Origin of the sequence: Inhella sp. (assembly GCF_041912635.1) — a bacterium.
Taxonomy (GTDB): Bacteria; Pseudomonadota; Gammaproteobacteria; order Burkholderiales; family Burkholderiaceae_C; genus Inhella.
Genome location: NZ_JAYRMO010000010.1, coordinates 54,722 through 72,802, shown reverse-complemented (window position 1 = coordinate 72,802; position 18,081 = coordinate 54,722). Strand labels below are relative to the sequence as shown.

19 protein-coding genes are annotated in these 18,081 nt (G+C 67.7%); 15 read left to right on the top strand and 4 right to left on the bottom strand.

Annotated elements, in window-relative coordinates; all coding sequences use genetic code 11:
* Positions 1-2: 2 nt before the first annotated feature.
* Positions 3-1,487, bottom strand: a complete 1,485-nt coding sequence (gatA, locus tag ACE3QP_RS07965; protein WP_374435001.1) for an Asp-tRNA(Asn)/Glu-tRNA(Gln) amidotransferase subunit GatA — start codon at positions 1,485-1,487, stop codon at positions 3-5.
* Complete coding sequence (gene gatC / locus ACE3QP_RS07960) at positions 1,484-1,783, bottom strand: Asp-tRNA(Asn)/Glu-tRNA(Gln) amidotransferase subunit GatC (RefSeq protein ID WP_198112173.1); 300 nt, start codon at positions 1,781-1,783, stop codon at positions 1,484-1,486. The genes gatA and gatC overlap by 4 nt, the downstream gene beginning before the upstream one ends.
* A gap of 212 nt (positions 1,784-1,995) precedes the next feature.
* Between gatC and ACE3QP_RS07955 the strand changes: the two genes are divergently transcribed.
* From ACE3QP_RS07955 to rodA, 5 genes are read left to right on the top strand one after another with little or no spacing between them, the layout of a single operon-like run.
* A complete protein-coding gene (locus ACE3QP_RS07955) occupies positions 1,996-3,039 on the top strand; it encodes a rod shape-determining protein (protein ID WP_138858138.1) in 1,044 nt (347 codons plus the stop codon).
* Between the two features lie 14 nt (positions 3,040-3,053).
* The gene (gene mreC / locus ACE3QP_RS07950; RefSeq protein ID WP_374435000.1) at positions 3,054-3,965 is read left to right on the top strand and encodes a rod shape-determining protein MreC; all 912 of its coding nucleotides are present in this window, start codon (positions 3,054-3,056) and stop codon (positions 3,963-3,965) included.
* Positions 3,962-4,483 (top strand): rod shape-determining protein MreD, encoded by a 522-nt coding sequence (gene mreD / locus ACE3QP_RS07945; RefSeq protein ID WP_374434998.1) that lies wholly within the window; start codon positions 3,962-3,964, stop codon positions 4,481-4,483. Before mreC ends, mreD begins: the two co-directional genes overlap by 4 nt.
* Before the next feature lie 4 nt (positions 4,484-4,487).
* Positions 4,488-6,497 (top strand): penicillin-binding protein 2, encoded by a 2,010-nt coding sequence (gene mrdA, locus ACE3QP_RS07940; protein WP_374434997.1) that lies wholly within the window; start codon positions 4,488-4,490, stop codon positions 6,495-6,497.
* The gene (gene rodA / locus ACE3QP_RS07935) at positions 6,494-7,651 is read left to right on the top strand and encodes a rod shape-determining protein RodA (RefSeq protein ID WP_374434995.1); all 1,158 of its coding nucleotides are present in this window, start codon (positions 6,494-6,496) and stop codon (positions 7,649-7,651) included. Before mrdA ends, rodA begins: the two co-directional genes overlap by 4 nt.
* Here the strand turns inward: rodA and ACE3QP_RS07930 are convergent.
* On the bottom strand, positions 7,638-9,071 hold the full coding sequence (locus ACE3QP_RS07930; RefSeq protein WP_374434993.1) for a sensor histidine kinase N-terminal domain-containing protein: 1,434 nt from the start codon (positions 9,069-9,071) through the stop codon (positions 7,638-7,640). The genes rodA and ACE3QP_RS07930 overlap by 14 nt on opposite strands.
* A 30-nt stretch (positions 9,072-9,101) precedes the next feature.
* Positions 9,102-9,788 (bottom strand): response regulator transcription factor, encoded by a 687-nt coding sequence (locus tag ACE3QP_RS07925; protein WP_198112167.1) that lies wholly within the window; start codon positions 9,786-9,788, stop codon positions 9,102-9,104.
* Between the two features lie 178 nt (positions 9,789-9,966).
* On the opposite strand from ACE3QP_RS07925, the gene recA reads away from it, so the two are divergent.
* The 10 genes from recA to ACE3QP_RS07875 all read left to right on the top strand — a co-directional run bounded on the left by recA (position 9,967) and on the right by ACE3QP_RS07875 (position 18,073).
* Positions 9,967-11,013 carry a recombinase RecA gene (recA, locus tag ACE3QP_RS07920; protein ID WP_198112166.1) on the top strand — a complete coding sequence of 349 codons (1,047 nt, stop codon included), beginning with the start codon at positions 9,967-9,969 and terminating at the stop codon, positions 11,011-11,013.
* The gene (locus ACE3QP_RS07915; RefSeq protein ID WP_374434990.1) at positions 11,010-11,456 is read left to right on the top strand and encodes a hypothetical protein; all 447 of its coding nucleotides are present in this window, start codon (positions 11,010-11,012) and stop codon (positions 11,454-11,456) included. Before recA ends, ACE3QP_RS07915 begins: the two co-directional genes overlap by 4 nt.
* Complete coding sequence (locus ACE3QP_RS07910) at positions 11,447-11,959, top strand: regulatory protein RecX (RefSeq protein WP_374434988.1); 513 nt, start codon at positions 11,447-11,449, stop codon at positions 11,957-11,959. The genes ACE3QP_RS07915 and ACE3QP_RS07910 overlap by 10 nt, the downstream gene beginning before the upstream one ends.
* 107 nt (positions 11,960-12,066) lie before the next feature.
* The gene (locus ACE3QP_RS07905; RefSeq protein WP_374434987.1) at positions 12,067-12,633 is read left to right on the top strand and encodes a DUF2889 domain-containing protein; all 567 of its coding nucleotides are present in this window, start codon (positions 12,067-12,069) and stop codon (positions 12,631-12,633) included.
* A gap of 22 nt (positions 12,634-12,655) precedes the next feature.
* Positions 12,656-13,816 carry an ADP-forming succinate--CoA ligase subunit beta gene (sucC, locus tag ACE3QP_RS07900; protein WP_374434985.1) on the top strand — a complete coding sequence of 387 codons (1,161 nt, stop codon included), beginning with the start codon at positions 12,656-12,658 and terminating at the stop codon, positions 13,814-13,816.
* Between the two features lie 17 nt (positions 13,817-13,833).
* A complete protein-coding gene (gene sucD, locus ACE3QP_RS07895) occupies positions 13,834-14,727 on the top strand; it encodes a succinate--CoA ligase subunit alpha (RefSeq protein WP_198112161.1) in 894 nt (297 codons plus the stop codon).
* Positions 14,728-14,789: 62 nt separating this feature from the next.
* Positions 14,790-15,494, top strand: a complete 705-nt coding sequence (locus ACE3QP_RS07890) for a TerC family protein (RefSeq protein ID WP_374434982.1) — start codon at positions 14,790-14,792, stop codon at positions 15,492-15,494.
* Positions 15,495-15,498: 4 nt separating this feature from the next.
* Entirely contained in the window at positions 15,499-16,572 is a 1,074-nt protein-coding gene (locus ACE3QP_RS07885) for a serine/threonine-protein kinase (protein ID WP_374434981.1), read from the top strand.
* Positions 16,569-17,369 (top strand): Stp1/IreP family PP2C-type Ser/Thr phosphatase, encoded by an 801-nt coding sequence (locus ACE3QP_RS07880; RefSeq protein WP_374434979.1) that lies wholly within the window; start codon positions 16,569-16,571, stop codon positions 17,367-17,369. The genes ACE3QP_RS07885 and ACE3QP_RS07880 overlap by 4 nt, the downstream gene beginning before the upstream one ends.
* A gap of 47 nt (positions 17,370-17,416) precedes the next feature.
* Positions 17,417-18,073 (top strand): FHA domain-containing protein, encoded by a 657-nt coding sequence (locus ACE3QP_RS07875; protein ID WP_374434978.1) that lies wholly within the window; start codon positions 17,417-17,419, stop codon positions 18,071-18,073.
* Positions 18,074-18,081 lie beyond the last annotated feature (8 nt).

Below are 18,081 nucleotides of genomic sequence, written 5' to 3'. Positions count from 1 at the left end.
GTTCAGAAGCCCTTCGGGGTGGCCTTGTGCCAATCGGTCGCCAGTTGCAGGGCGTGCGCGGCGTGCAGCAACTGGCCTTCCTGGAAGTAGTTGCCCAGTAGCTGCAGGCCCACCGGCATGCCGTGCGCGCCCAAGCCCACCGGCACGCTCATGCCGGGCAGGCCGGCCAGCGAGCCGGGCAGGGTGAAGATGTCGGCCAGGTAGGCCTTGACCGGGTCGTCGCCCTGCTCGCCGATCTTCCAGGCGACGCTCGGCGCCACCGGGCCGGCGATCAGGTCGCACTGCGTGAAGGCCTGCTGGAAGTCGTCGGCAATCATGCGGCGCAGCTTCTGCGCCTGCAGGTAATAGGCGTCGTAGTAGCCGTGGCTGAGCACATAGCTGCCGATCAGGATGCGGCGCTGCACCTCGGGGCCGAAGCCCTCGCTGCGCGTGCGCTTGTACAGATCGAGCAGGTCCTTCGGGTCTTCGCAGCGGTGGCCGTAGCGCACGCCGTCGAAGCGGCTCAGGTTCGAGCTGGCCTCGGCCGGGGCAATGATGTAGTAGACGGGAATGGCCAGCTCGGTGCGCGGCAGGCTCACCTCCACCAGCGTGGCGCCCAGCTTCTCCAGCTCGGCCAGGCCGGCACGCACGGCGCTGTTCACGTCGGCATCCAGCGCCGCCGGGAAGAACTCCTTGGGCAGGCCGATGCGCAGGCCTTCGAGCGGGCGCGCGCTGCTGGCGCCGGCGCGCGGTTGCAGCATCTGGGCGTGGAAGTCCTGCGGGGGCTGCTGCAGGCTGGTGGCATCGCGCTCGTCAAAGCCGCTCATGGCGGAGAGCAGCAGCGCGCAGTCCTCGGCGCTGCGCGCCATCGGGCCGGCCTGGTCCAGGCTGGATGCAAAGGCGATCATGCCGTAGCGGCTGCAGCGTCCGTAGGTGGGCTTGATGCCGGTGATGCCGGTGAAGCTGGCCGGTTGGCGGATCGAGCCGCCGGTGTCGGTGCCCGTGCTGGCGGGTACCAGGCCGGCCGCCACTGCGGTGGCCGAGCCGCCCGAACTGCCGCCTGGCACGCGCTCCAGGTCCCAGGGGTTGTGCACCTTGGCGTAGGCGCTGTTCTCGTTGGCCGAGCCCATCGCGAACTCGTCGCAGTTCAGCTTGCCCAAGGAGAAGGTGCCGGCGGCGTTCAGCTTGGCCACCACCGTGGCGTCGAAGGGGCTGCGGTAGCCCTGCAGGATCTTGGAGCCCGCCGTGGTGGGGTGCTGGGTGGTGACGAAGATGTCCTTGTGCGCCAGCGGCACGCCCAGCAGCGGTTCGGCCTCGCCCGCGGCACGGCGGGCATCGGCTTGGCGCGCGGCGGCCAAGGCGCCTTCGGCATCCAGGTGCAGGAAGGCACCCAGGTTTTGGTGCGCGGCGGTACGCGCCAGCAGGCTTTCGGTCCACTCGACGCTGCTGATCTTCTTCTCGGCCAGGGCCTTCAGACCCTCGGCCACGCCCATGCGATGTGCGCTCATTCGATCACCTTCGGCACCAGGAACAGGCCGTCTTCGACGGCCGGGGCGCTGCGCTGATTGGCCTCGCGCTGATTGGTCTCGGTCACCACGTCTTCGCGCAGGCGCAGGGCCACTTCCTGCACGGCCGAGAGCGGCGTGTAGAGCGGCTGCACACCCGTGGTGTCCACGGCGCGCATGGTTTCAACGATCTCGAAAAAGCCGTTCAGCTGGGTCAGCAGCTGCTCGGCCTGCGCCGGGGGGCAATCGAGCCGCGCCAGATGGGCGATGCGGCTCACGTCGGTCAGGGTCAGGGCCATGGGGTGTCCTCGGTCGGCGCGCAATTGGCGAAAAAAGCCAGCAGAAGCAAGACCTTAGGGGACTTGTCCTACAGGGCGCGCGGGGGGCTTCGGGTATTATCTCTGGCCCGATTTTCCGAGGCCGCCGGACTCCCCGTCCGGCGGCCTCGCCGTATTCACGCTGCGGAAATGCATCTTGCGTTTCCGGGCCCCGCCAGAAACGCCCGCCCACCATGTTTGGTTCCCTGCGCCGCTACTTTTCCACCGACCTTGCCATCGACCTTGGCACCGCCAACACCCTGATCTATGTCCGCGACAAGGGCATCGTGCTGGACGAGCCCTCGGTCGTCGCCATCCGCCACGAAGGCGGCACCAATGGCAAGAAGACCATCCAGGCCGTCGGCAAGGAAGCCAAGGCCATGCTGGGCAAGGTGCCCGGCAACATCGAGGCGATCCGCCCGATGAAGGACGGCGTGATCGCCGACTTCGTGATCACCGAGCAGATGATCAAGCAGTTCATCCGCATGGTGCACCCGCAGTCCATGATGCGCCCGAGCCCCTGCATCATCATCTGCGTGCCCTGTGGCTCGACCCAGGTCGAACGCCGCGCCATTCGGGATGCGGCCCTTGGCGCCGGTGCGTCGCGCGTCGAGTTGATCGAGGAGCCGATGGCCGCGGCGATTGGCGCCGGCCTGCCGGTCAGCGAGGCTGCCGGCTCGATGGTGATCGACATCGGTGGCGGCACCACGGAAGTGGGCGTCGTGTCGCTCGGCGGCATGGTCTACAAGGGCAGCGTGCGCGTCGGCGGCGACAAGTTCGACGAGGCCATCATCAATTACATCCGCCGCAACTACGGCATGCTGATCGGCGAGCCCACCGCCGAAGCCATCAAGAAGAACATCGGCTCGGCTTTTCCGGGCAGCGAGGTGCGCGAGATGGAGGTCAAGGGCCGCAACCTCAGCGAGGGCGTGCCGCGCAGCTTCACCATTTCGTCCAACGAGATCCTCGAAGCGCTGACCGACCCGCTGAACCAGATCGTCTCGGCCGTGAAGAACGCGCTGGAGCAGACCCCGCCTGAACTGGGTGCCGACATCGCCGACCGCGGCATGATGCTGACCGGCGGCGGCGCCCTGCTGCGTGATCTGGACCGCCTGCTGCGCGAGGAAACCGGCCTGCCGGTGCTGGTGGCCGAAGACCCGCTGACCTGCGTGGTGCGGGGTTGCGGCATGGCGCTTGACCATCTGGATCGCACCGGCTCCATCTTCACCAGCGACTAATCCGGGAGGGTTCAGTGGCCCTTGCCACCCTGGACCGCCGCCCGCCGCCGCTGTTCCGCCAGGGGCCGACGGCGCTCAACAAGCTGCTCTTCTGTGCCGCGCTCTCGCTCGTGCTGATGGCGGCCGACGCGCGCTTCGGCCTCGTCAATCCGCTGCGCAGCGCGCTCGCCACCGTGCTCAACCCGGTGCAGCGTGCGCTGCTCGCGCCGGTGGACGCCTGGGACGAGCTGCGCGACCGTTTGCGGGGCGCGCGCGCCGCCATGCAGGCCGAGCAGGCCGCCCGCAACCTGCTGGCCCAGCAGGCGCTGGTGCTGGCGCGCACCCAGACCCTGGAGCGCGAGAACGAGGCGCTGCGCCGGCAGCTCGGCCTGCAGGCCAGCCTGCCGGTGAGCTCACGCGCGGCCGACGTGCTGTTCCAGTCGGGCGATCTGTACAGCCGTCGCCTGGTGATCGACCGCGGTCGCGCCGATGGCGTGCAGCCGGGCGCGGCCGTCATCGACGAGCGCGGGGTGCTCGGGCAGCTGACGCGCGTGCACCTGCAGTCCGCCGAGGTGATGCTGCTGACCGACCGTGAGGCCAGCATCCCGGTGCTGAACGCCCGCACCCAAGCACTGATGGTGGCCTATGGCGGCGAGCGCCATGCCGGGCTGGAGCTGCGCTTCGTGGCGGCCAATGCCGACATCAAGACCGGTGATGCCCTGGTGACCTCGGGCCTGGACGGTGTCTACCCGCCCGGGCTGCCGGTGGCTCAGGTGAGCCTGGTGGAGCGGCGCGGCCAGACCAGCTTTGCGCGCGTGCTGGCCCAGCCCCTGGCGCGCGCCGACGGGGCGCGCCAGGTTCTGGTGCTGGCGCCGCAGGCGCGCGCGGAAGCCGCGCGGACCGAGCAGGCGCAGCCCGCGGCCCCTGCCGCTGGAGGCCGCCGATGATCATGCCGCGTGGCTCCGGCCAGCTGCTGCTGCCGGCCAAACCCTGGTTCATCGGCCTGAGCCTGCTGCTGGCCTTGCTGGCCGACATGCTGCCGCTCGGCCCCCAGCCGGCCATGCCCCGTTTGCTGGCCGTGGTGCTGGTGTTCTGGAACGTGCACCAGCCACGCCGCATCGGCGTGGGCTGGGCCTTCCTGCTCGGGCTGCTGATCGATGTGCACCAGGGCGCGGTGCTGGGCCAGCACGCGCTGGCCTACAGCGGCCTGGCCTTCCTGGGCGTGAGCCTGCACCGCCGTCTGCTCTGGTTCGGCGTGTGGGAGCAGACCGCGCAGGTGCTGCCGCTGTTCTTTGCCGCGCACCTGCTGCAGTTCCTGGTGCGGATGGCCTTCGGCGGCATGGCGCCGAGCCCCTGGCTGCTGCTGGCGCCGGTGTTCGAGGCCCTGCTGTGGCCGATCGCTTCGGCACTGCTGCTGGCTCCGCAGCGCCGCGCTCCCGATCGCGACGAGCACAGACCTCTGTGAGCGCATGAGCCTGATCCGCGATTCGGTCCGCGAGCTGGCGCGTTTCCGGCTGCGCATCTGGGCGGCCATCGCTTTCGTGCTGCTGTGCTTCGCGCTGCTGGTGTTCCGGCTCTTCACGCTGCAGGTGCTGCGGCATGAGGAGCTGCACCAGGCGGCCGAGAACAACCGCGTCACCGTGCTGCCCATCGCACCGAACCGTGGCCTCATCAAGGACCGCAATGGCGTGGTGCTGGCCAGCAATTACTCCGCCTACACGCTGGAGATCACGCCTTCGCAGATCGAGGGTGAGCTGGACGACTTGATTGACCGTCTGGGCGAACTGGTCGAGATCCAGCCGCGCGACCGGCGTCGCTTCTTCCGCCTGCTGGCCGACGGCAAGCGCTTCGACTCGCTGCCGATCCGCAACCGGCTCAGCGACGCCGAGGTCGCACGCTTCACGGCGCAGCGCTGGCGCTTCCCGGGGGTGGACGTGCAGGCGCGCCTGTTCCGCCAGTACCCGATGGGCGAGGTCGGCAGCCATCTGCTCGGCTACATCGGGCGCATCAATCCGCGCGAGCGCGAGGCGATGGAGGACTGGGAGGACGAGCGCCTGGCCAATTACAAGGGCACCGACTACATCGGCAAGCTCGGCGTGGAGCAGGCCTATGAGGCCGAACTGCACGGCATCACCGGCTATCAGCAGGTTGAGACCAGTGCCGGCGGGCGCGCGGTGCGCAGCCTCGGCCACAAGCCGCCCACGCCGGGCAACACCCTGCAGCTCTCGATCGACATCCGGCTGCAGCATCTGGTGGAGGAGATGTTCGGCAACCGGCGCGGCGCCCTGGTAGCGCTGGACCCGCGCAACGGCGAGGTGCTGGCCTTTGTTTCCAAGCCGGGCTTCGACCCCAATCTGTTCGTCGACGGCATCGACGCCGAGAGCTGGAAGCTGCTGAACGAATCGATCGACAAGCCGCTGCTGAACCGCGCGCTGCGTGGCACCTACCCCCCGGGTTCGACCTTCAAGCCCTTCATGGCGCTGGCGCTGCTGAACACCGGCGTGCGCAAGACCGACACCATCATCAACGACACCCTGGTCTTCCACTTCGGTGGCCGCGCCTTCGGCAGCCCCGAGAACGAGCGCGGCGGCGCGATGGACATGCGGCGCTCAATCGTCGAATCGAGCAACGTCTACTACTACGGCGCCGCCCACGAATTGGGCGTGGACCGCATCCATGACCAGCTTAAGCCCCTGGGCCTTGGCCGTCTGACCGGCATCGATCTGGAGGGCGAGGTGACCGGTGTGCTGCCCAGCCAGGAGTGGAAGAAGCGCCGCTTCAAGCAGCCCTGGTTCCCCGGCGAGACCATCAGCCTGGGCATCGGCCAGGGCTACAACGCCTTCACGGTGCTGCAGATGGCCAGCGCCACGGCGACCCTGGTCAGCGGCGGCCAGCGCTTCAAGCCACGCCTGGTGCGGGAGATCGAGGACGTGGTCAGGCACGAGCGCCGCCGCGTGTCCAACGACGCGCTTGAGCCTTTGCCCATCAAGCCTGAGCACGTCAACTTCCTGAAAGACGCACTGCATGGCGTGACCTACCAGGGCACCGGCACGCGGGTGTTTGCCGGCGCGCCCTACCCGAGCGGCGGCAAGACCGGCACGGCCCAGGCGGTGGGCCTGAAGGCCGGCCAGAAGTACAACGCCGCCACCATGGAAGAGCGGCGCCGCGACCACAGCTGGTACATGGCCTTCGCGCCGCTGGATGAGCCCAAGGTGGCGCTGGCGGTGATCGTCGAGAACGCCGGCTTCGGCTCGGCCGCGGCGGCGCCGATTGCGCGGCGCGTGTTCGATTACCTGCTGCTGGGCGTGGTGCCGAGCGAGGAAGACCTGGCCCTGATGCGCGAGGGCAAGGCCATGGCCCCGGTGGGCAAGCCGCGCCCCGCGAGTGCCTGGCGCTTGCCTAACGAGTTGCCCGCGCCTGCTGAATCGGCCTCGGCGGCCTCGGCGCCGGCCTCGACTGCCTCCGGAGTTCAGCCATGAGCCGCGTCATCCAACGCCCCGCGCTGTGGCGCCGCCTGCGCCCGCTCTGGCGCGGCCTGGACGGTCCGCTGCTGCTCGCCTGCCTGTGGTTGATGGGCTGGGGCCTGCTGGCGATGTACTCGATCGGTCACGACCATGGCACCCGCTTCGTCGACCATGCGCGCAACTTCGCCATTGGCGCCCTGATTCTGTTCACGGTGGCCCAGGTGCCCGCGCAGAAGCTCACGCGCCTGGCCTTGCCGCTCTACTTGGTGGGGGTGGCGCTGCTGATCGCCGTGGCCCTGTTCGGCATCACCAAGAAGGGTGCAACACGCTGGCTGAACCTGGGAGTGACGGTGATCCAGCCCAGCGAGATCCTGAAGATCGCCACGCCGCTGATGCTGGCCTGGTGGTTCCAACTGCGCGAGGGCCAACTCAAGCTGCTGGACTTCCTGATCGCCTTCCTGCTGCTGGGCATTCCCTTCGCGCTGATCGCCAAGCAGCCGGACCTGGGCACCGGCCTGCTGGTGCTGTTCGCGGGCCTGTACGTCATCTACTTCGCCGGCCTGTCCTGGAAGCTCATCCTGCCCTTGCTCGGTGCGGGCCTGATCGGTATCGCGGCGCTGATCGCTTACGAGCCGCAGATCTGCCAGGACGACGTCAAGTGGCCGCTGCTGAAGGAGTACCAGAAGACCCGTGTATGCACCTTGCTGGACCCGCACAAGGACCCACTGGGCAAGGGCTTCCACGTGCTGCAGGGGGAGATCGCCATCGGCAGCGGCGGCCTGAGCGGCAAGGGCTTCATGCAGGGCACGCAGACGCATCTGGAGTTCATTCCGGAGCGCACCACCGACTTCCTGTTTGCCGCCTTTGCCGAGGAGTTCGGCCTGCTCGGCGCACTGGCCCTGCTGCTGGGCTTTGGCGCGCTGATCCTGCGCGGCCTGAACATCGCGGCCAATGCGCCCAGCCTGTTCGAGCGCCTGCTGGCCGGCTCCATCACGCTCTCGTTCTTCACCTATGTGTTTGTCAACATGGGCATGGTGATCGGCATCCTGCCGGTGGTGGGCGTGCCGCTGCCCTTCATGAGCTACGGTGGCACGGCGATGGTGATGCTCGGGCTCTCGCTCGGTCTTCTTCTCGCCATCGGCCGCAGCCGCGCGCTCATCCAGCGTTGAAGCGGATGGTGAAGCGCGCGCCGGGGGGCTCGTTGCCGCGGCGCTCGTGGGCGTCTTCCAGTTCGATGCGGGTGCCATGCCGGGCCGCGATCTGGCCGGCGATCGTCAGGCCCAGGCCCGAGCCGTCCACCCCGGTGCCCAACTGCCGGTAGAAGGGCTGGAACACGCGCTCGCGCGCGGCCGGCGCGATGCCCGGGCCGTTGTCCTCGACCTGCAGCAGCACCACGCGGCCGAAGCGGTCCTCGCTGACGCGCACCGTCACCATGCCGCCAGTGGGGGTGTAGTTCAGCGCGTTGTCCACCAGGTTGCGGATCAGCTCCACCAGCAGCCAGGGTTGGCCGGGGAAGCTGAGTTCGCAGCGCTCGGGGCCGTCGTAGCCCAGGTCGATGCGCTTGGCCAGCGCCCGCGGCACGAAATCCTGCACCGTGTCGCGCGCCAGGCTGGCCAGGTCCACCGGTTCGGTGGCCAGCGCCTCGCCGCCTTCCGCCCGGGCCATGGCCAGCAGCTGGTTCACCATGTTGGCGGCGCGTTGGCTGGACAGGGCGATCTGCTCCAGCGAGCGCGTCATCTCCTCGGCCGTGGCCTGGCCGGACTGCACCGCCCGTGCCGCCAGCTCGGCCTGGGTGCGCAGACCGGCCAGGGGGGTCTTGAGCTGGTGTGCGGCGTCGGCCAGGAACTGCTTCTGGCTCTGCAGCGCCTCCTCGCGCCGCGCCAGCAGGTCGTTGATGGCGCGCACCAGCGGCGCCACCTCCTCCGGCGCGCTGCTTTCGTCGATCGGGCTCAAGTCTTCGGCGGCACGGCTGCGGATGCGCTGCTGCAGCAGGTCCAGCGGCTTGAAGCCCTGCACCAGGGCCAGCCAGGCGAGCAGGGCGGCCAGGGGCAGCAGCACGAACTGCGGCAGCAGCACGCCGCGGATGATGTCGCTGGCCATGCGCTGCCGCTTGCCCAGGGTCTCGGCCACCTGGATCAGCAGGCCCTCGCTGTCGGCCGCGCTGGCCTGCGGGCGCACCCACAGCGTGGCCACGCGCAGCGGCTCGCCGCCCAGGGCATCGTTGCGCAGGCGCACCTCGCCGGCCGATGCCGTGCCGCGCTCCGCCACCGGCAGGCGACGCTCGCCGGCCAGCAGCTCGCCACGCGGGCCCAGCACCTGGAAGTACACGAGGTCGCTCTCCTCGCCGCGCAGCAGCGAGAGCGCCGGTCCGGGCACCGCCTCCGGGTGGCGTACCACCTGATCGGCCAGCGCCCGGGCCGATTCGCCCAGCTCATGGTCGAAGGGGCGCGCAGCGATGTCCTGCGCCACCGCCCAGGTCAGGAACACGCTGACCGGCCAGATCACCAGCAGCGGCGCCAGCATCCAGTCGAGCAGCTCGCCAAACAGCGAGCGCGGACCGCGCGGCACCTCGGGCAGGGTCAGGCTCATGCCGGCCGCCTCAGCGCTCCAAACACTGGATCAGGCATCGTTGGCGATGCGTTCCAGGCAGTAGCCCAGCCCACGCACCGTGGCGATGCGCACCGGGCCCTGCTCGATCTTCTTGCGCAGGCGGTGGATGTAGACCTCGATGGCGTTGTTGCTCACCTCGTCACCCCAGCTGCACAGGTGCTGCACCAGCTGCTCCTTGCTCACCAGGCGGCCGGCGCGCTGCAGCAGCACCTCCAGCAGCGAGAGCTCGCGCGCGGAGAGATCCACCATCTGCTCGTTCAGATAGGCCACGCGGCCGGTTGAATCGAAGCTCAGCGGGCCGTGCTTGATGATGCTGCCGGTGCTGCCCAGGCCGCGCCGCGTCAGCGCCCGCACGCGGGCCTCCAGCTCCTGCAGCGCAAAGGGCTTGGCCATGTAGTCGTCCGCACCCAGGTCCAGGCCCTGCACGCGCTGCTCCACGCTGTCGGCTGCCGTCAGCACCAGCACCGGCACATGGGCGTTGAGGGCACCGCGCGAGCGCAAACGCCGCAGCACCTCCAGGCCATTGAGCTTGGGCAGGCCGATGTCCAGGATCAGCAGGTCGAACTCATGCGTCAGCAGGGCCGTATCGGCCTCGCTGCCGCTGGCCACCTGATCCACCGCGTACCCGGCGGCGCGTAGCGCGCGCATCAGGCCATCGGCCAGCACTTGATCGTCTTCGGCAATCAGTATTCGCATCGTGCAAGGTCCTCGGCCCGCCCGCCGGGCCCTGGGGTGGTCGATATCATCGGCTGCGCCCGGCTCCCGAGTTTCCTTGCTCCGCGAAGCCGGCCCCTGCAGGCCATGCCGAAGCAGGAAACACCTGTACGAATATCCAGTCCTGTGGTGATAATGCGCTCCCCCACAGGAGGCAACGATGGACGCACCCGTTAAGTCAATGAACACCGAAAAGCAGAAGGCCCTGGCGGCCGCCCTGGCCCAGATCGAGAAGCAGTTCGGCAAGGGCTCCATCATGCGCCTGGGTGAAGGCGAGGCCATTGAGGACATCCAGGTGGTGTCCACCGGCTCGCTCGGCTTGGATATCGCGCTGGGTGTGGGCGGCCTGCCGCGCGGCCGCGTGATCGAGATCTACGGCCCCGAGTCTTCCGGCAAGACCACGCTGACCCTGCAGGTCATCGCGCAGATGCAGAAGCTCAGCGGCGTGTGCGCCTTCATCGATGCCGAACACGCGCTGGACGTGCAGTACGCGCAGAAGTTGGGCGTGAACCTGCAGGATCTGCTCATCAGCCAGCCCGACACCGGCGAGCAGGCCCTGGAAATCGTCGACGCCCTGGTGCGCAGCGGCTCGGTCGACCTGATCGTCATCGACTCCGTCGCCGCGCTCACGCCCAAGGCCGAGATCGAGGGCGAGATGGGCGACCAGTTGCCCGGCTTGCAGGCGCGCCTGATGAGCCAGGCCCTGCGCAAGCTCACCGCCACCATCAAGAAGACCAATTGCACGGTCATCTTCATCAACCAGATCCGCATGAAGATCGGCGTGATGTTCGGCAGCCCCGAGACCACCACCGGCGGCAATGCGCTGAAGTTCTACGCCTCGGTGCGCCTGGACATCCGTCGCATCGGCTCGATCAAGAAGGGCGAGGAAGTCATCGGCTCCGAGACCAAGGTCAAGGTCGTCAAGAACAAGGTCTCGCCGCCCTTCAAGACCGCCGAGTTCGACATCCTCTACGGCGAGGGCATCAGCCGCGAGGGCGAGATCGTCGACATGGGCGTGCTGCACAAGATCGTCGACAAGAGCGGCGCCTGGTACGCCTACAAGGGCGAGAAGATCGGCCAGGGTAAGGACAACGCGCGCGAGTTCCTGCGCGAGAACCCCGACCTGGCGCTCGAAATCGAGAACCGCATCCGGGAGGCGGTGGGCGTGGCGCCGCAGGCCGCGGGCGAGGCCGGCGCCGACGAATGAGTGAGGCGCTGCCGACCGATCCCGGCCTGCGCCGGGTCGGCCTGTTCTGGGCCCGCTATGAGGCACGCGACTGGGCGGGTGCCGAAGCGCTGCTGCACCCGCAGGCCAGCTGCCGCTGGCGCGCCACCCGCGAGCGCTTCGACGGGCCCACCGCCATCGTGCATGTGAACGCGGTGTACCCCGAAGGTTGGAGCATCCACCTGCTGGAACTGCACCGGCTGGCACCGCAGCTCGTGCTGAGCCTCGTGCGCGTCGACCATGAAGGCCGCTCCTTCTGGGCGCACAGCCATTTCCGCTTCGAGCAGGAATGGATTGCTCAGATCGATGAGTACTGGAGCGACGCCACCGAGGCCCCGGCCTGGCGCGAAGGCCTGCCGGGGCGCAGCCTGACGCCGCCCGACGCCCGTCCCGGCCTGCCGCTGGACCCGGCCCTGTGGGCCTGAGGCGCCCGGCTCCCAGCCTGCGGGCGCGGGCGCTGGGCTATCTGTCCCTGCGCGAGCACAGCCGCACCGAACTGCGCCGCAAGCTGCTCAGCGCGCTGCGGCGCCAGCGGGCCGCAGCACAGCCGGATGAAGAGGCCCCTGCGCCGCCGGACGAAGCCGAAGTGGACCTGCTCCTGGACGCACTGGCGCGCGAGGGCTGGCTGAGCGACAGCCGCTACATCGACAGCCGCCTGCGCACCCGCTCGCCGCGCTTGGGCGCCCGACGCCTTGCGGCTGAACTGGCGCAGCAGGGCCTCAAGCCCGAGGGCGAAACCTGGGAGCAGGTGCAGGCCAGCGAAGCAGAGCGCGCCCAGGCCCTGCTGCTGCGCCGCTTTGGCGAGGACCCGCCGGGCGATGCCAAGGAGCGCGCGCGCCGGGTGCGCTTTCTGGTTTCACGCGGGTTCGCCCAGGGCCTGGCGCTGCGCCTGACGCGCTTCGACGCCTCGTCCGACGCACTTGACTGAGGTCAGGTCGGCGTCAGATCCCCCCTGCTATATTTCGCTCCCAGCCCCGACGCGCGTGATTGCAACTTCTTGCGGCGTCGGGGTTTTTTGCTGTCCGCCCGATTCCCATGCTGTCGCCCGCCCCCTCGAACCAGCGCCAGTTGCTGCACCGCCGCAACCTGGCTATAGAGGTGTTTGAGCGCGCCGATGGCCTGTTCGATGTCGAAGCCTCGCTCAGCGACGTCAAGGCTCACGACATGCGCCTGGCCACCGGCATTCGACCGGCCGGCCACCCGATTCACGACATGCAGCTCTGGCTGGTCGTGGACCGCCACCTCCAGATCCACGCTGCCGGCTCCAGCACCCTGGCCATGCCCTACCCCGGACAGTGCGACCAGCACGGCGATGCCTATGCCAAGCTCGCCGGCCTGAACCTGCTCAAGGGCTTTCGTGCCGGCCTGAAGGAGCGCCTGACCGGCACGCGCGGCTGTACCCATCTCACCGAACTGGCGGCGGTGCTGCCGACGGCCGTCATCCAGGCCTTTGCGGGTCGGGTGTTGGACACCCGCGAAGGCAGCGGCGACGACCAGCCCCCTTTCCAGATCGACCGTTGCCACGCCCTGCGACGTGATGGTGACGTGGTGCAAACTTACTACCCCCGTTGGTACCGCCCCGCAGGCGGTCACCACTCCTGATTCCTCCAACCCTCCCACAGCCATGAAGATCCACGAATACCAAGGCAAGGAAATCCTGCGCCAGTTCGGCGTGCCGGTGCCGCGCGGCATCCCCGCGTTCACCGTGCAAGAAGCCGTCGAAGCGGCGCAGAAGCTGGGCGGCCCGGTCTGGGTCGTCAAGGCGCAGATCCACGCCGGTGGCCGTGGCAAGGGCGGCGGCGTCAAGGTCGCCAAGAGCATCGACGAGGTCAAGGAGAAGTCCGAAGCCATCCTCGGCATGCAGCTGATCACGCACCAGACCGGGCCGGAAGGTCAGAAGGTGCGCCGCCTCTACATTGAAGAGGGGGCGGACATCCAGAAGGAGTACTACCTCTCCTGCGTGACCGACCGCGGCACCCAGCGCGTGGCCTTCATCGCGTCGAGCGAAGGCGGCATGGACATCGAGGAAGTGGCGCACAGTCATCCCGAGAAGATCATCAAGGTCTTCGTCGACCCTGCCACCGGCCTGACCCAGGCCCAGGGTGAGGAGCTTGCCAAGGGCGTCGGCATGCCGGCCGACTCGGTGGCGCAGTTCATCGACGTCTGCCAGAAGCTCTACAAGTGCTACATGGACACGGACGCCTCGCTGGTCGAGATCAACCCGCTGAACCGCGACGGCAAGGGCAACATCATTGCCCTGGACGCCAAGTTCAATTTCGACGCCAACGCGCTGTTCCGCCACCCCGAGATCGTGGCCTACCGCGACCTGGACGAGGAAGATCCGGCCGAAATCGAGGCTTCGAAGTTCGACCTCGCCTACATCAGCCTGGACGGCAACATCGGCTGCCTGGTGAACGGTGCCGGTCTGGCCATGGCCACCATGGACACCATCAAGCTCTTCGGCGGCGAGCCGGCGAACTTCCTGGACGTGGGTGGCGGCGCCACCGCCGAGAAGGTCACCGAGGCCTTCAAGATCATGCTGAAGAACAAGAGCGTGAAGGGCATCCTCGTCAACATCTTCGGCGGCATCATGAAGTGCGACACCATCGCCGAGGGCGTCATCACCGCCTGCAAGGCGGTGAATCTCAGCGTGCCGCTCGTCGTGCGCATGAAGGGCACGAACGAAGATCTGGGTAAGAAGATGCTGGCCGAATCGGGCCTGCCCATCATCAGTGCCGACACCATGGCCGAAGCAGCGACCAAGATCGTTGCTGCGGTGAAGTAAGCCCTGGAGAACAAGACATGTCGATCTACATCAACAAAGACACCAAGGTCATCACCCAGGGCATCACCGGCAAGACCGGTCAGTTCCACACCCTGGGCTGCCAGGCCTATGCCAATGGCAAGAACTGCTTCGTCGCTGGCGTGAATCCCAAGAAGGCCGGCGAGAAGTTCAGCGAAATTCCCATCTATGGCACCGTCAAGGAAGCTGCCGCACAGACCGGCGCCACCGTCAGCGTGATCTACGTGCCACCGGCGGGCGCCGCCGCCGCGATCTGGGAGGCCGTCGAGGCCGATCTGGACCTGGCGATCTGCATCACCGAAGGCATCCCGGTGCGCGACATGCTGGAAGTGCGCAACAAGATGAAGGCCAAGGAGCTGGCGGGCGGCAAGAAGACCTTGCTGCTGGGCCCCAACTGCCCGGGTCTGATCACGCCCGAGGAAATCAAGATCGGCATCATGCCCGGCCACATCCACCGCAAGGGTCGCATCGGCGTCGTGTCGCGCTCGGGCACCCTGACCTATGAAGCGGTGGCCCAGCTGACCGAAATCGGCCTGGGCCAGTCCAGCGCCGTGGGCATCGGCGGCGACCCGATCAATGGCCTGAAGCACATCGACGTGATGAAGGCCTTCAACGACGATCCGGACACCGACGCTGTGATCATGATTGGCGAAATCGGGGGGCCCGACGAAGCCGAAGCCGCGCGCTGGTGCAAGGCCAACATGAAGAAGCCCATCGTCGGCTTCATCGCTGGTGTGACGGCCCCTCCGGGCAAGCGCATGGGCCATGCCGGTGCCCTGATCTCGGGTGGTGCCGATACCGCCGATGCCAAGCTCGCCATCATGGAAGAGTGTGGCTTCACCATCACCCGCAACCCCAGCGAAATGGGCCGTCTGCTCAAGTCGCTGCTGTAATGCGAGCTTGCTGATGCCTGCGGGGGCCGAGCGGCCCCCGTTTTCTTTTCTGCCCTGCACCCATGGATTGGCTCACCGACCCCACGTTCTGGCTTGCCGTTGGCCAGATCATCATGATCGACATCCTGCTGGGTGGCGACAACGCTGTCGTCATCGCGCTGGCCTGTCGCCGCCTGCCGCCGGAGTTGCGCGTCAAGGGCATCTTCTGGGGAACGCTCGGGGCCATCGTGCTGCGGGTGGTGCTGATCTTCTTTGCGCTCACGCTGCTCAAGCTGCCGGCCCTCAAGCTTGTCGGGGCGGCGCTGCTGCTCTGGATCGGCGTCAAACTGCTGATGCCCGAGGACGAGGATGCCCATGGCAACATCCAAGCCAGTGACAAACTCTGGGCGGCCGTCAAGACCATCGTCGTGGCCGATCTTGTGATGAGCGTGGACAACGTGATCGCCATTGCCGGCGCCGCCCAGAATGCGGGGCAGGGCCACCAGATGAGCCTGGTGGTCTTCGGTCTGCTGGTGTCCATTCCCATCATCGTCTGGGGCAGCCAACTGGTGATCAAGCTGATGGATCGATTCCCCGTCATCGTCGTGGCCGGCGGCATGCTGCTGGGTTGGATTGCGGGCGGCTTGGCATTGGGCGATCCGCTGCTGGCGGATTTACGTGCGCACTGGCCGGTCTGGTCGGCCTATGTCGCCAGCGCCCTCGGGGCGGTGCTGGTCTGGGCGCTGGGTACATGGTTCGCACGCCGGGCCGCACCGGCGCAGGCCTGACGCCATGGGCTGGCTGAACAAAATCAAGGGCCTGCTGGGCGGAGCGCCGCGCCACCAGCGCACGCAGGCCCTCAGCACCCAGCCCATGACCACGCAAGCGCTGGGCAGCACCATGCCGGTGGGCGGCGAACTGGTGTCGGCCGAGGTGCCGGCCCACATTCAGATCGGTGCCGAACTCGGGCGCGGTGCCATGGCGGTGGTGCACCGCGCGTTTGACAGCCAGCGCGGCTGCGAGATCGCGGTCAAACGGCTGCTGCTGTCGGCGGAATACGACCCGGCGGACCTGGCGGACGTGCGCGCGCGCTTTTTGCGCGAAGCGCGGGCTGCCCGTGCGTTGACCCATCCGGACATCCTGCAGGTGTACGAGATCGGAGAAAGCGGGGGCGACGCCTGGATCGCCATGGAACTGGTGAATGGTCGCGATCTCAGTCACCATACCCACCCCAGCAACCTGCTGCCGGTGCGTGAGGTGCTGCAGATCGCCATCCGCGTGGCGCGCGCACTGGATCATGCGCACCGCCAGGGCGTCATCCACCGCGACATCAAACCCGCCAACATCATGTACGACCGCGCCTCCGGTACGGTCAAGATCATGGACTTCGGCATTGCGCGCATCGCGGACGGCAGCCGCACCCGTACCGGCCTGGTGCTGGGCACCCCCAGCTACATGGCGCCCGAGCAACTCGCGGGCATGACCGTGGATGGCCGCAGCGACCTCTATGCCCTGGGCGCCGTCATGTACCAGCTGCTCAGCGGCCGGCTGCCCCACCAGAGCGAATCCATGGCGCGACTGATGTACGAAATTGCCAATGAGCGCGTGGCCGATGTGCGCGAACTGCGCCCCGGCCTGCCGGAGGCGCTGGCGATGGTGCTCGCACTGGCCCTGGAAAAACGCCCTGAGTTGCGTTATTCGAGTGGTGAGGATCTGGCGCAAGATCTGGAGACCGTGTTGGCCCAGCTCGATCCCCTCGATTCCGGGGAGGCCCTGACCCCCGAGCCCACCCCTGCGGCACCATCGCCCCAGTCCTTCGCCGCGACCCAGCGTATCCAAAACAACCTCCCGCCGTCCCGTCCATGAGCTTGCCCTACCCTCTGGAATTGGCTGGCCTGACCGATGTGGGCCGGGCCCGCACCAATAACGAGGACGCTTTCGCCCTCGACAACGACGCCGCTCTGGCTGTGCTGGCCGATGGCATGGGGGGCTACAACGCCGGTGAAGTGGCCAGCCAGATGCTCGTGGGCTTCCTTCACTCCGAGCTGGGGCGCTGGCTGAAGGAGGCCGCCGCCGCAGCACCGCCGGAGGCCGTGCGCCGCGCCGTCGAAATCTGCGTGGACAACGCCAACCGTGCCATCCATGCGGCAGCCAACAGCAACGCCCGTTACGCCGGCATGGGCACGACCCTGGTGATGGCGGTGTTTCGGCCGGAAGGTGTGTGCGTGGCTCATGTGGGAGATTCCCGGGCCTACCGTCTGCGCGACGGCAAGCTGGAACAGATCACGCGCGATCACTCGTTGCTGCAGGAGCAACTGGATGCCGGTTTGATCACGCCGGAGCAGGCGGCCGTCGCCTTGCACAAGAATCTGGTGACGCGGGCGGTCGGCGTGGAAGAACAAGTGCAAGTGGACATCGCATTCCACCCCCTGCAACCCGGGGACCAGTTCATCCTGTGCTCGGACGGACTGTCCGACATGCTCAATCCCAGCCAACTGCTTGCGTTGTGCCAGCGCAGCGCCAACCTCGCGGATGCAGCCCGCCAGCTGATTGCCGGCGCAAATGAGCAGGGCGGGCGGGATAACATCACAGCCGTTTTGGCACGCGTTGGCCCGCAGGGGCGGACGGAGCCCAGATCCTGGTGGGGCCTGGGCCGTCGATAAGGCCTCGCGCCAACTGCCTCCATTCACAAAAACCAATCGAGGACCCGATGGCCAAACTGGTGTTGTCGCTAGACGGCGTGGTGATCAAGGAAGTCCAACTGACCAAGGACCGCACCAGCCTGGGGCGGCGCCCGTACAACGACATCGTGATCGACAACCTCGCGGTCAGTGGTGAGCACGCGGTGTTGCAGATGATCGGCGCTGAAGTGTTCATCGAGGACCTGAACTCGACCAACGGCACCTACATCAACGGCAAGGCCATCAAGAAGCAGCAGCTACGCCCCAATGATGTGGTGGAGATTGGCAAGTACAAGATCAAATTTCTGGCCGACGAGCACATGGACTACGACAAGACCATGCTGCTCAAGCCCGGCGAGATGCCGCCCAGCCTGCCGCCGCGGCCGGCTTCGCCCAGCGGCTTCGGTGGTCTGGGGGGCTCTGCCGGCCCCGCCAGCATCAAGGTGCTGAATGGCGCGGCGGCCGGCCGCGAAGTGCCCCTGACCAAGGTGGTGACCACGGTGGGCAAGCCTGGCGTCCAGGTGGCCTCCATCACCAAGCGCCCGACTGGCTATGTGTTTTCCCATGTCGAGGGCAGCCAGCGTCCGCTGATCAACGGTCAGCCCATGCTCGCCGATGGCGTGCCGCTGAAGAGTGGCGACGTCATCGAACTGGCGGGCACGCAGATGCAGTTCAATCAGGCGTGATGCCTGTC

Excerpts from the sequence above, each read along its gene's own strand:
- ACE3QP_RS07885 (WP_374434981.1), top strand. The coding sequence starts at position 15,499 with ATGGGCTGGCTGAACAAAATCAAGGGCCTGCTGGGCGGAGCGCCGCGC.
- ACE3QP_RS07875 (WP_374434978.1), top strand. The coding sequence starts at position 17,417 with ATGGCCAAACTGGTGTTGTCGCTAGACGGCGTGGTGATCAAGGAAGTC.
- sucC (WP_374434985.1), top strand. The coding sequence starts at position 12,656 with ATGAAGATCCACGAATACCAAGGCAAGGAAATCCTGCGCCAGTTCGGC.
- ACE3QP_RS07925 (WP_198112167.1), bottom strand. The coding sequence starts at position 9,788 with ATGCGAATACTGATTGCCGAAGACGATCAAGTGCTGGCCGATGGCCTG.
- ACE3QP_RS07880 (WP_374434979.1), top strand. The coding sequence starts at position 16,569 with ATGAGCTTGCCCTACCCTCTGGAATTGGCTGGCCTGACCGATGTGGGC.
- rodA (WP_374434995.1), top strand. The coding sequence starts at position 6,494 with ATGAGCCGCGTCATCCAACGCCCCGCGCTGTGGCGCCGCCTGCGCCCG.
- ACE3QP_RS07930 (WP_374434993.1), bottom strand. The coding sequence starts at position 9,071 with ATGAGCCTGACCCTGCCCGAGGTGCCGCGCGGTCCGCGCTCGCTGTTT.
- recA (WP_198112166.1), top strand. The coding sequence starts at position 9,967 with ATGGACGCACCCGTTAAGTCAATGAACACCGAAAAGCAGAAGGCCCTG.
- ACE3QP_RS07915 (WP_374434990.1), top strand. The coding sequence starts at position 11,010 with ATGAGTGAGGCGCTGCCGACCGATCCCGGCCTGCGCCGGGTCGGCCTG.
- mreD (WP_374434998.1), top strand. The coding sequence starts at position 3,962 with ATGATCATGCCGCGTGGCTCCGGCCAGCTGCTGCTGCCGGCCAAACCC.
- ACE3QP_RS07905 (WP_374434987.1), top strand. The coding sequence starts at position 12,067 with ATGCTGTCGCCCGCCCCCTCGAACCAGCGCCAGTTGCTGCACCGCCGC.
- sucD (WP_198112161.1), top strand. The coding sequence starts at position 13,834 with ATGTCGATCTACATCAACAAAGACACCAAGGTCATCACCCAGGGCATC.
- ACE3QP_RS07890 (WP_374434982.1), top strand. The coding sequence starts at position 14,790 with ATGGATTGGCTCACCGACCCCACGTTCTGGCTTGCCGTTGGCCAGATC.
- mrdA (WP_374434997.1), top strand. The coding sequence starts at position 4,488 with ATGAGCCTGATCCGCGATTCGGTCCGCGAGCTGGCGCGTTTCCGGCTG.
- gatC (WP_198112173.1), bottom strand. The coding sequence starts at position 1,783 with ATGGCCCTGACCCTGACCGACGTGAGCCGCATCGCCCATCTGGCGCGG.
- gatA (WP_374435001.1), bottom strand. The coding sequence starts at position 1,487 with ATGAGCGCACATCGCATGGGCGTGGCCGAGGGTCTGAAGGCCCTGGCC.
- ACE3QP_RS07955 (WP_138858138.1), top strand. The coding sequence starts at position 1,996 with ATGTTTGGTTCCCTGCGCCGCTACTTTTCCACCGACCTTGCCATCGAC.